This is a genomic window from Pseudomonas sp. 2,4-D, assembly GCF_030418155.1.
Classification (GTDB): domain Bacteria; phylum Pseudomonadota; class Gammaproteobacteria; order Pseudomonadales; family Pseudomonadaceae; genus Aquipseudomonas; species Aquipseudomonas alloputida.
Map to the genome: position 1 here is coordinate 1 of NZ_JAUHUI010000073.1, position 10,729 is coordinate 10,729.

Consider the following 10,729-nt stretch of genomic DNA (forward strand, 5'->3'; position numbering starts at 1 on the left):
GTATTCGCGGGTGAACCCGCTCCTACGCCGAGCGGGGGGGCACAGGTCGGGGTGGGCCGCTGGCCAGTTTTTACTGGGGGGCAGGGGTGTCGCGGCTATCGTATTCGCGGGTGAACCCGCTCCTACATTGAGCGGTGGGGGGTGGTCCAGGTGGCCAGGGCTTCGCGTATGCGCGCGCAGGCTTTGCCATCGCCATAGGGGTTATGGGCGAAGCTCATTTCGCGATACGCCGCCTCATCGGTCAGCAAGGTACTCAACGCCCGCACAATCGATGCCACTTCGGTGCCCACCAGCTTGACCGTACCTGCCGCCACGGCTTCCGGGCGCTCGGTTGTGTCGCGCATCACCAGCACCGGTTTGCCCAGGGCCGGTGCTTCCTCCTGAATGCCGCCCGAGTCGGTCAGAATTACATAGGCCCGGGTCATGAGGTAAACGAACGGCAGGTAATCCAGCGGTTCGACAAGGTGGATGTTGCTTACATCCCCCAACAGCCGGTTGACCGGCTCGCGTACGTTGGGGTTGAGGTGCACCGGGTACACCACGTCCAACTCGGGGAATTGCCGCGCAATCTGCACCAGGGCCTGGCAGATGCGCTCGAAGCCGCCACCAAAGTTCTCGCGCCGGTGGCCGGTGACCAGCAACAGCCGGCGCTCGGCTGCCAGGTAGCTGAAGTGGCTGGCGAAACGGGCCTTCAGCGCGGGGCTTTGCAGCTTTTGCTCCACCTCCAGCAAGGCGTCGATCACGGTGTTGCCGGTGGTGAAGATGTGCGCCGGGTCGGTGCCTTCGCGCAACAGGTTGTCGCGCGAGGTGGCGGTGGGCGCGAAGTGCAGCGCGGCAAGGGCCCCGGTCAGGCGCCGGTTGCCTTCTTCGGGCCAGGGTGAATACAGGTTGTTGGTGCGCAGGCCGGCCTCAACATGGGCAATGGGGATTTGCTGGTAGTAAGCCGCCAGAGTGGTGGCAAAGGTGGTGGCGGTGTCGCCGTGTACCAGCACCACGTCGGGCTTGAACGTGGCCAGCACCGGTCGGATGCCTTGCAAGATGGCAGTGGTCACACCGGTCAGGTCCTGGCCGGCTTTCATGATGTTCAAGTCGTAATCGGGGCTGATGCCGAACAGCTCCAGCACCTGATCGAGCATTTGCCGGTGCTGGCCGGTGACGCACACGCGGGCTTCGAAGCGGCTGTCCTGCGCCAATTGCAGGGCTAGCGGGGCCATCTTGATGGCTTCTGGGCGGGTACCGAAAACAGTCAGGGTCTTGAGGGGCACGGCAGTGATCCTCTTGCTCGGGTCCTTGAAGCAGGCCGGTTTCCATTGCTCAAGAAATCTAGCAGGCGAGCAATGGCGTGCCAGTTTGCCGGGGGGAAGCTCACCGACTGGGGGAGGGCGGTTTACCGGGCGGGCCTTGTTCGGCGGGCGTTGTAGGAGAATGGCCGGGCAGTGGTGGGCAGCGGGTATCGGACAAACGGGGATTTGGCTACAGGTTCAGGGCCAGGGCCTTGTGCGTTCAGGGCCGGGCCGAGCGGGGCGTAAACGGCCACGGTTGATGGGTGGGCGAAGTTGAGCGTTTTGCTGACCGATTCGGTAACCATTCGCCGGGGAGGTTGGGTATTGTGCGGCCGGCTTACCCGCTAGGGTTGGTTGCGCAGCCGAAGGAAAGCGGTTGCTGGAAAATGACCAACCCAAGGAGTGTTGACCATGCGCAATAACGTTCTGTCGTACCTGCTGCTGCCGCTGTTCGCCAGTCTGTCGTTCTCCCTGAGCGCCGCCCCGGCCAGCACCATGGCTGTGCCCGAACCGGTGCCGGTGGTGGCCCAGGCCCAGACACAGCAGGCGCCAAGGCTGGACTTGAACACGGCGGATGCACTCACCCTGCAAAAGGAGCTGAACGGCATTGGCAAGGCCAAGGCGGAGGCTATCGTGGCCTACCGCGAGGCCAATGGGCCGTTTGCTTCGGTGGATGAGCTGCTGGAGATAAAGGGGATAGGCAATGCGTTGCTGGAGCGCAACCGGGACAAGGTGATGGTGGAGTAAGCGGGCAGGGGCCGGGGTGATGCCCTGGCCCGGCCTTTACGTGCCGGGAATGGGCGCTCCCACAGGCGCAGCGCCTGAAGGTCTGGGTGTTTTAACGGTCTTCTGCGTCCTTGGCATCCGCCTCGGCATTGCGCTGATGTACCTTGCGCAGTTGCTCTTCGGTCAGCGGCAGTTTTTTGGCCGTGTCGCGTAGCAGCATCAACCCGCCGACAATCGAGCCGAGGGCTAAGATGAGTATCAGCCAGGCATACCAGGGCATTGTCGTTCTCCTTAAATCGGGCCATGGGCAACGGTTGCATGAATTTTGATCAATTGCCCGTTCCGTTGGTTCAATTATAGGTGCCAGGCCGTGCTGGGCCAATTCCGTGACCTGCGGGCCCCAAAGCCTGCGCCACTTCGTTTACAATGCGCGCCGTTTTCGACTTGCCAAGAGACCCTGCCCATGTCCGCCTGCCAGACGCCCCTGATCGTCGCCCTGGATTTCCCTACCCGTGAGGCCGCCCTGAAGCTGGCTGACCAGCTTGACCCTGCGCTGTGCCGGGTGAAGGTTGGCAAGGAGCTGTTCACCAGCAGCGCTTCGGGCATTGTCGAAACCCTGTGTGACAAGGGCTTCGAAGTGTTCCTGGACCTCAAGTTCCACGACATTCCCAACACCACCGCCATGGCCGTAAAGGCTGCCGCCGAGATGGGCGTGTGGATGGTCAACGTGCATTGCTCCGGTGGCCTGCGCATGATGGCGGCCTGCCGTGAAGAACTGGCCAAGCGCAGCGGCCCGCAGCCGTTGCTGATTGGCGTGACCGTGCTGACCAGCATGGAGCGTGAAGACCTGGCCGGCATTGGTCTGGATGTCGACCCCCAAGAGCAAGTGCTGCGTTTGGCGGCGCTGGCGGAAAAAGCGGGTATGGACGGTTTGGTGTGCTCGGCGCTCGAGGCCCCGGCACTGAAGGCGGCGCATCCCTCGCTGCAATTGGTGACCCCGGGCATTCGCCCAGCGGGCAGCGCGCAGGATGACCAGCGCCGTATCCTCACCCCACGCCAGGCACTGGATGCCGGTTCGGACTACCTGGTAATCGGCCGGCCGATCAGCCAGGCTGCAGACCCTGCGCAAGCGTTGGCAGCGGTGGTGGCGGAGATCCGTGGGTAATTAACCTGCGGCTGTCCGACAACGGCCTGCGCCGAGCCACCGATGTGTGTTACCGCGAATACGGTGGCGGCGGCAACGGTGGACGGCGGGTGGAAATTGGCCGGCAGGCCTGGCCCTTTCGGGCCACCGATGCCTGTGTCGAACCATTGATGTGGCTGCGCCCCCGATCCGTGTAGGAGCGGGTTTACCCGCGAATACGGTGGCGGCGGCAACGGTGAACGGCCGGTGGAAATTGGCCCGCAGGCCCGGCCCTTTCGCGGGTGAACCCGCTCCTACGACGGGCTATGTCGGGCCATCGGTGCCGTGCAGGGGCGTTTAAACCTTTAACACCAACTTGCCAAAATTCTCCCCGCTGAACAGCTTCAACAAGGTCTCCGGGAAGGTTTCCAGCCCTTCCACCACGTCCTCTTTGCTCTTCACCTGACCACTGGCCAACCAGCCGGCAATCTCCTGCGCGGCCTTGCCGTAGTCCTTGGTGTAATCCATCACCACAAAACCTTCCATGCGCGCGCGGTTCACCAGCAGCGACAGGTAGTTGGCCGGGCCTTTCACCGCTTCTTTGTTGTTGTACTGGCTGATCGCGCCGCAAATCACAATGCGTGCCTTGAAGTTAATGCGCGTCAGCACGGCATCGAGGATGTCGCCGCCCACGTTGTCGAAGTACACGTCCACGCCTTTGGGGCATTCGCGCTTCAGGCCGGCCAGCACGTCTTCGGCCTTGTAGTCGATAACGCCGTCAAAGCCCAGTTCGTCCTTCAGGTACTGGCACTTCTCGGCACCGCCGGCAATGCCGACCACGCGGCAGCCTTTGATCTTGGCAATCTGCCCGACAATGCTGCCCACCGCACCGGCCGCGCCGGAAATGACCACGGTATCGCCAGCTTTGGGTTGGCCGACCTCCAGCAGGGCGAAGTAGGCGGTCATGCCGGTCATGCCCAAGGCTGACAGGTAACGGGGCAGGGGGGCCAGCTTGGGGTCGATCTTGTGCAGGCCCTGGGGCTCGCCGGTGAAGTAGTCCTGCACACCGAGGGCGCCGCTCACGTGGTCGCCGGGCTGGTAGCCGGGGTGATTGGAGGCAACCACTTCACCCACACCCAGCGCACGCATTACCTGGCCCAGGGCCACGGGCGGGATGTAGGACTTGCCTTCGTTCATCCAGCCGCGCATGGCCGGGTCCAGCGACAGGTACAGGTTGCGCACCAGTACCTGGCCTTCGCCGGGTTGTTCGGCGGGTACGGTCTCGAAGCTGAAGTCGTCACGGCGCACGGCGCCGACCGGGCGTTTGGCAAGCAGGAAGCGGCGGTTGGTCTGGGTCATGGCGGGTCCTTGTGGGCGGTGGAGGGCGTAAGGCGTTCAATCTACCTTGTTGATGAAGACGGTTCCTTAAAATCACTGACAAGCATGGTAGCCCAACCGTTGCTGTGATGATGCTGCCCGGCCGGGTGGTGGCTGACTATGCTCTGAACCCCACCCAAACCCTCACAGGAGCACGCGATGAGCATGACCTTTTCTGGCCAGGTAGCCCTGGTGACCGGCGCGGGTGCCGGCATAGGCCGGGCAACCGCCCTGGCGTTCGCCCACGAGGGCGTGAAAGTGGTGGTGGCCGACCTCGACCCGGTCGGCGGCGAGGCCACCGTGGCGCAGATCCACGCGGTGGGCGGCGAAGCGCTGTTCATTGCCTGCGACGTGACCCGCGACGCCGAGGTGCGCCAGTTGCATGAGCGCCTGATTGCCGCATATGGCCGGCTGGACTACGCCTTCAACAACGCCGGGATCGAGATCGAGCAACACCGCCTGGCCGAAGGCAGCGAAGCGGAGTTCGACGCCATCATGGGTGTGAATGTGAAAGGCGTGTGGTTGTGCATGAAGTATCAGTTGCCCTTGTTGCTGGCCCAAGGCGGTGGGGCCATCGTCAATACCGCGTCGGTGGCGGGGCTTGGGGCGGCGCCAAAGATGAGCATCTACAGCGCCAGCAAGCATGCGGTCATCGGCCTGACCAAGTCGGCGGCCATCGAGTACGCCAAGAAGGGCATCCGCGTGAACGCCGTGTGCCCGGCCGTGATCGACACCGACATGTTCCGCCGCGCCTACCAGGCCGACCCGCGCAAGGCCGAGTTCGCCGCAGCCATGCACCCGGTGGGGCGCATTGGCAAGGTCGAGGAAATCGCCAGCGCTGTGCTGTACCTGTGCAGTGACGGCGCGGCGTTTACCACGGGGCATTGCCTGACGGTGGATGGTGGGGCTACGGCGATCTGAGTGGATACCGTGCGGGCTGCTTCGTGGGCAAGCCCGCCCCTGACAAATGCGATCACCAGGCCAAAGCCTACCCTGTCGCGCATGGACAGGATGGGCGTGCCCAGGCCGTTCTGAGCAAGTCGGGCAGCCAGCCGGCCACCCGGCTAAAAGCTGACGCCTATTTTCAGGCCATACTCGTCACGGGTTTGTTCGTCCGAGTCAGTCATCAGGAACTGCCCGTCCAGTTCATAGTTGTAGCGGCTGAAGTAAAGCGAAGCGTATACCGGCACAGCACCGTGTTGGTTGAACAGCACACTAAGTTCGGCAAAGGGGTTGGTGGTACCTTTCAAGTCAACCTCTTCGTTGCTGATGCCATGTATTTTCAATTGCGAATCGCCATTGATAACCTGGCGTATCCCCGCTTCGAAACGCAAGGTGGCATTATTGAAGCGGTAATTGTACCCCGCCGCCAGCTTGGCGAACGGCGTGCGGTTGGTAAGGTCGACATCATGGCGGCTGGTATTGGGCTCCAACCGGTTCCATTTGTAACCGGCGCCCAGCAGCAGGTCGACTGAATGCCGTTCGGCCAGTGCCAAGCGCCAGCCCAGGTCCAGGTCGGCCTGGCCGTCCTTGAGCTTCTGGTCATGCTGTTTCGAGTACATGCCGCTGGCCTCGGCCTGGTAGACAAGGCCTTGCGTGGCCGTCATCTTGTTGCCGTAGTTAATGAATAAGCCACCTTCGGGCATATCTTCGGTTTCATTATTACGGCCGTTGAGTTCCAGTTGGGTGTAGCTCCCTTGTAAGCCAAGGGTGAACAACGGGGCGGTGGAAGTTTCGGCATAGCCAACGGTTGGCACAGTAAACAGCAGCAACGGGGTGACCACAGCAGTAAACATGGCTGTTTTCATTGCAAACTCCAGGGTGCACTGCAGGTCCGGAGAACGGGCCAGTTACCGATCACGATAGCGACGTTTTTATTGTGTGCAGGGGTGTTTAAAAAAATTTCAATACCCCACTTTTGGCGCAAATTTAATGGCGTCAATAGTGTTCGATAAAGTGTGGATTGGAATAAATGAATGTTTTACTTGCGTCGATTTAATATGGGCAGGTGCCGTCGCAGGTTGAGGGACGGGCTATCATTGATGGCCTAGTGATATCTTTTACAGCTGGCACTGAAAGCGACCCTTTTGCAGCCAAAAACGACAAGACATAGCTATTTGACACTATTCTGACGCCAGGCCCTTGTTCATTGGCAGATAACGTTGCCACCCTTAGCCTTCGGGATAACCTCACTGGCTGAAAGGGGATCGGTGATGGGCACGAGCAAGCACGGTGTGCTGGCCAACCTGGGCATGGCCCGCAAACTTGGCCTGGGCTTTGCGTTGGTGCTGCTGCTGACGCTGGCGGTGGCGGCTATCGGCGTCGTGGCGTTGCAAAGCGTTGGCCAGCGCTTCGACAGCTTGCGCAAGCTGGCCCAGTTCAATACCGACTTGCTGCGCTTGCGCGAACATGAGCAGGCGTTTGCCCTGCGCTCCGACATGCAGCAGGCCGACGCTTTGCGTGGCGGCCTGCAGGGTTTGGTCGAACGCGCCCGAGGCCTGCCGGCGCTGGCGGCGGCGCAAACCGATCTCGCCGCCTATGGCCAGGCATTCGAAGCCTTTGTCGAGGCCGTGCAAGCCAAGGAGCTGGCGCTGGACATGGCCAGCTGGTCGGTGTCCAACGTGTCCAACAACCTTGATGTGCTGCAGGCCGGCCTGGCCGATGACGGCGTGTACACCCTCAAGCAGTCCCAGGGCCAGCAGGGTGGCGAGTTTCTTGAGCAAGCCGCGCAGGTGGCCCAGGTGTCGCGGCTGATGCTGCAGGCCATGGACGAAGCCCGGGTACGCCTGGAAAAAAGCCGCAAGGGCGAGGAGGGTGTGAGCCAGGAGCGTATTGCCCAGACGGTGGAGGCCGCTGGCTTGGTCAGCCAGTTGCAAGGCGCGGTTGGCGATGCCGGTTACCAGAGTGTGTTGGGCGAAGTGGCGGGGCACATTGGCAGTTTCTCGGAAAAACTCAACGAATACACCGACCAACTGGCCCGCGAGCAGGGGCTGAAGGCGCAGTTGCAAGCCAGCGCCGAGCGGGTTACCGGGCGTGTCGACCAAGCCTATCTTGGGCAGGAGCAGGCCCTGCAAGGCGAGCTGCAGCGCAATGCCATCGCCATCGGCCTGGCCACGGCGCTGGCGTTGCTTGTCGGCGTGTTGGCCGCCTGGCTGATTACCCGGGCTGTGGTTGGCCCTTTGAAGCATGTGATCGCCCGCGCCCAGCGCATTGCGGCGGGTGAACTGGGCTTCGACGCCCAGGCGCCGCGCCGGGATGAGGTGGGGCAACTGATGCAGGCCATGCAGCAGATGGCGGCGGGGCTCTCGGGCATAGTCAGCGGCTTGCAGCAGGGTATCGAACAATTGGCCGGCAGCGCCCAGGCGTTGTCGACGGTGACCGAGCAGACCAACCGCGAGGTGGGCAGCCAGAAGGAGGAAACCGAACAGGTGGCGACCGCCATGCAGCAGATGACTGCCACCGTGCACGATGTGGCGCGCAATGCCGAGGAGGCGGCGCAGGCGGCCCAGGCCGCGGACGAAAAAGTCGACACCGGTCAGCAGGTGGTGCGCCAGAGCATGCAGCGCATCGAGCAGCTGGCGTCGGCGGCAGAAGCTGCCAGCGCCGGCATCGACAGCCTCAGTGCCGAAATCCACACCATTGGTGACGTGCTGGAAGTGATCAAGAGCGTGGCCGAGCAAACCAACCTGCTGGCGCTTAATGCTGCCATCGAGGCTGCCCGTGCCGGCGAGCAGGGGCGCGGCTTTGCCGTGGTGGCCGATGAAGTGCGCGCGCTGGCGCGGCGTACCCGGCAATCCACCGAGCAGATCGAGACCTTGGTGGCCAGCCTGCGCGGCAATGCCCAACAGTCGGTGGCGCAGATCCGCGGCAGTACCGAGCTGGTACGGCTGGCCGTGGCCGATGCACTGCAGACCGAAAGTGCGCTGGGTAGCATTGCCGCAGCGGTGTCATTGATTCAGCAGATGAACCAGCAGATTGCCGCAGCGGCCGAGCAGCAGAGTTCGGTGGCGGAAGAGATCAGCCGCAGTGTCACGCAGATTCGTGGCAGTGCGGACCAGGCGGCATTGGCGATGCAGGACAATGCCCGGTCCAGTGTCGAGCTGGCGCAGCTGGGCACCGATTTGAAGGGCATGGTGGGGCATTTCAGGTTGTAATCTCGTTGTCTGTGCCGGCCCATTCGCGGGTTTTGTGATTTCCCGTTGTAGGAGCGGGTTTACCCGCGAATAGGCCGCCACAGGCAACAACAACCCTCACCCCCTGCGCGGGTTAAGAATCACCAAGGCCAACACCCCCGCCACAATCCCCCAGAACGCCGAACCAATCGAAAACAAGGTCAGCCCCGAAGCGGTCACCATAAAGGTGATCACCGCTGCCTCCCGCTCACGCGCCTCGCTCATGGCCACGGTCAAACCGTTCATGATCGAACCAAACAGGGCCAGTGCCGCAATCGACAGCACCAGTTCTTTCGGCAATGCCGCGAACAGTGCCGCCAAGGTGGCGCCGAACACCCCGGCAATGCCGTAGAAAATCCCGCACCACACTGCCGCGGTGTAGCGTTTGGCCGGGTCTTCATGGGCATGCGGCCCGGTGCAGATCGCCGCGCTGATCGCCGCCAGGTTGACCCCATGCGAGCCGAACGGCGCCAGCAGCAGCGAGGCAAAGCCAGTGGCCGAAATCAGCGGCGAGGCCGGTACCTGGTAGCCGTCGGCACGCAGAACGGCCACGCCAGGCATGTTCTGCGAGGTCATGGCCACCACGAACAGCGGAATGCCGATGCTGATGGTTGCCGCCAGCGAGAAGCTTGGTGTGGTCCACACCGGCTTGGCCACTTCCAGGTGGAAGCCGCTGAAGTCCAGCAGGCCCAACGCGCCGGACAATGCCGTGCCCACCAGCAGCGCGGCCAGCACGCAATAACGCGGCGACAGGCGCTTGACCAGCAGATAGCTGAAGAACATGCCCAGCACCAGCAGCGTGCGGTGCTGCGCGGCCACGAAGATTTCGCTGCCGATCTTGAACAGGATGCCCGCCAGCAGCGCCGAGGCCAGCGAAGCCGGGATGCGTTTGACCAGGCGCTCGAAGCTGCCGGTCAGGCCGCACACCAGCACCAGCAAGGCGCAGGTGATGTAGGCGCCAATGGCTTCGCCATAGCTGACCCCACCCAGGCTGGTGATCAGCAGCGCCGCGCCGGGGGTGGACCAGGCGACGGTGACCGGTGTGCGGTAGCGTAGCGACAGGCCGATGCTGCATACCGCCATGCCGATCGACAGCGCCCAGATCCATGACGAGATCTGCGCGGTGGTCAGCCCGGCCGCCTGGCCGGCCTGGAACATCAGTACCAGCGAACTGGTATAGCCGGTGAGCATGGCAATGAAGCCGGCGACCACCGCCGAGGGGGAGGTGTCTGCCAGGGGCCGCAGGCGTGCGGAAGTGGCATCGGTCATGAATAAAATCCTTGTAAAGGTGTAAGCAGTTTTTTCAGACTACAGCGAGCAAGGTTGATCCTTGCCATACAGCGGCCATTGCTTTTAGCCGTACAGTCGCCAAATATTGGGCGCAATTGCGAAACTGCTTTGCAGGGAGGGTCGATGTACAAGGTTTATGGCGACTACCAGTCGGGTAACTGTTACAAGGTCAAGCTCATGTTGAGCCTGCTTGGCCGGCCGTATGAATGGCACCCGGTGGACATTCTCAAGGGCGAGACCGAAACGCCCGAGTTTCTTGCGATGAACCCTAACGGCAAGGTACCGGTGCTGGAACTGGAAGACGGTAGCTACCTGTGGGAGTCCAACGCCATTCTCAACTACCTGGCCGATGGTAGCGAGTTCCTGCCCAGCGAACCGCGCCTGCGTACCCAGGTGCTGCAGTGGCAGTTTTTCGAGCAGTACAGCCATGAGCCGTACATTGCCGTGGCGCGGTTCATCCAGTTCTACCTGGGGCTGCCGGACGAGCGCCTGGACGAGTACCGCAAGTTGCACAAGGGCGGCTACAAGGCGCTGAAGGTGATGGAACGGCAGTTGCAGATGACGCCTTACCTGGTGGGTGATCAGTACTCGATTGCCGATGTGGCGTTGTATGCCTACACCCATGTGGCGCAGCAGGGCGGGTTCGACCTGGCAGAGTACCCGGCGGTAAGGGCCTGGCTGGAGCGGGTCAGCAGCCACCCGCGGCATGTGCCGATGGTGGGCTGAAAACCGACCTGTTTTCCAGGCGCTTGCGCAAT

Annotated in this window: 10 protein-coding genes; 5 read left to right on the plus strand and 5 right to left on the minus strand. The window is 62.5% G+C overall.

Annotated elements, in window-relative coordinates:
• Positions 1-122 precede the first annotated feature (122 nt).
• Positions 123-1,265, minus strand: a complete 1,143-nt coding sequence (gene wecB / locus QYE47_RS26850) for a non-hydrolyzing UDP-N-acetylglucosamine 2-epimerase (RefSeq protein WP_070384195.1) — start codon at positions 1,263-1,265, stop codon at positions 123-125.
• Positions 1,266-1,694: 429 nt separating this feature from the next.
• Between wecB and QYE47_RS26855 the strand changes: the two genes are divergently transcribed.
• On the plus strand, positions 1,695-2,030 hold the full coding sequence (locus QYE47_RS26855; RefSeq protein WP_014591986.1) for a ComEA family DNA-binding protein: 336 nt from the start codon (positions 1,695-1,697) through the stop codon (positions 2,028-2,030).
• A 91-nt stretch (positions 2,031-2,121) separates the two neighbouring features.
• Here QYE47_RS26855 and QYE47_RS26860 read toward each other — a convergent pair whose 3' ends face one another.
• Complete coding sequence (locus QYE47_RS26860; RefSeq protein WP_014591985.1) at positions 2,122-2,289, minus strand: DUF2897 family protein; 168 nt, start codon at positions 2,287-2,289, stop codon at positions 2,122-2,124.
• A gap of 183 nt (positions 2,290-2,472) precedes the next feature.
• Between QYE47_RS26860 and pyrF the strand changes: the two genes are divergently transcribed.
• On the plus strand, positions 2,473-3,174 hold the full coding sequence (gene pyrF / locus QYE47_RS26865; RefSeq protein ID WP_010952851.1) for an orotidine-5'-phosphate decarboxylase: 702 nt from the start codon (positions 2,473-2,475) through the stop codon (positions 3,172-3,174).
• Between the two features lie 315 nt (positions 3,175-3,489).
• Here the strand turns inward: pyrF and QYE47_RS26870 are convergent, their stop codons facing one another.
• Positions 3,490-4,491: an NADP-dependent oxidoreductase gene (locus QYE47_RS26870; RefSeq protein WP_014591984.1), complete on the minus strand. Its 1,002-nt coding sequence runs from the start codon at positions 4,489-4,491 to the stop codon at positions 3,490-3,492.
• Between the two features lie 177 nt (positions 4,492-4,668).
• On the opposite strand from QYE47_RS26870, the gene QYE47_RS26875 reads away from it, so the two are divergent.
• Positions 4,669-5,430: an SDR family oxidoreductase gene (locus tag QYE47_RS26875; protein WP_019437197.1), complete on the plus strand. Its 762-nt coding sequence runs from the start codon at positions 4,669-4,671 to the stop codon at positions 5,428-5,430.
• Positions 5,431-5,573: 143 nt separating this feature from the next.
• Here QYE47_RS26875 and QYE47_RS26880 read toward each other — a convergent pair whose 3' ends face one another.
• On the minus strand, positions 5,574-6,317 hold the full coding sequence (locus tag QYE47_RS26880) for a hypothetical protein (protein WP_070384194.1): 744 nt from the start codon (positions 6,315-6,317) through the stop codon (positions 5,574-5,576).
• Between the two features lie 405 nt (positions 6,318-6,722).
• On the opposite strand from QYE47_RS26880, the gene QYE47_RS26885 reads away from it, so the two are divergent.
• A complete protein-coding gene (locus QYE47_RS26885; protein WP_014591981.1) occupies positions 6,723-8,663 on the plus strand; it encodes a methyl-accepting chemotaxis protein in 1,941 nt (646 codons plus the stop codon).
• Positions 8,664-8,759: 96 nt separating this feature from the next.
• Here QYE47_RS26885 and QYE47_RS26890 read toward each other — a convergent pair whose 3' ends face one another.
• A complete protein-coding gene (locus QYE47_RS26890; RefSeq protein WP_003252785.1) occupies positions 8,760-9,950 on the minus strand; it encodes a benzoate/H(+) symporter BenE family transporter in 1,191 nt (396 codons plus the stop codon).
• Between the two features lie 144 nt (positions 9,951-10,094).
• On the opposite strand from QYE47_RS26890, the gene QYE47_RS26895 reads away from it, so the two are divergent.
• Complete coding sequence (locus QYE47_RS26895; RefSeq protein WP_014591980.1) at positions 10,095-10,697, plus strand: glutathione S-transferase family protein; 603 nt, start codon at positions 10,095-10,097, stop codon at positions 10,695-10,697.
• The last annotated feature ends 32 nt before the right edge of the window (positions 10,698-10,729 follow it).

Bases quoted from the DNA above. Each gene is read 5' to 3' on its own strand.
- QYE47_RS26860 (WP_014591985.1), bottom strand. From the start codon at position 2,289: ATGCCCTGGTATGCCTGGCTGATACTCATCTTAGCCCTCGGCTCGATT.
- QYE47_RS26885 (WP_014591981.1), top strand. From the start codon at position 6,723: ATGGGCACGAGCAAGCACGGTGTGCTGGCCAACCTGGGCATGGCCCGC.
- QYE47_RS26890 (WP_003252785.1), bottom strand. From the start codon at position 9,950: ATGACCGATGCCACTTCCGCACGCCTGCGGCCCCTGGCAGACACCTCC.
- QYE47_RS26870 (WP_014591984.1), bottom strand. From the start codon at position 4,491: ATGACCCAGACCAACCGCCGCTTCCTGCTTGCCAAACGCCCGGTCGGC.
- pyrF (WP_010952851.1), top strand. From the start codon at position 2,473: ATGTCCGCCTGCCAGACGCCCCTGATCGTCGCCCTGGATTTCCCTACC.
- QYE47_RS26855 (WP_014591986.1), top strand. From the start codon at position 1,695: ATGCGCAATAACGTTCTGTCGTACCTGCTGCTGCCGCTGTTCGCCAGT.
- QYE47_RS26875 (WP_019437197.1), top strand. From the start codon at position 4,669: ATGAGCATGACCTTTTCTGGCCAGGTAGCCCTGGTGACCGGCGCGGGT.
- QYE47_RS26895 (WP_014591980.1), top strand. From the start codon at position 10,095: ATGTACAAGGTTTATGGCGACTACCAGTCGGGTAACTGTTACAAGGTC.
- QYE47_RS26880 (WP_070384194.1), bottom strand. From the start codon at position 6,317: ATGAAAACAGCCATGTTTACTGCTGTGGTCACCCCGTTGCTGCTGTTT.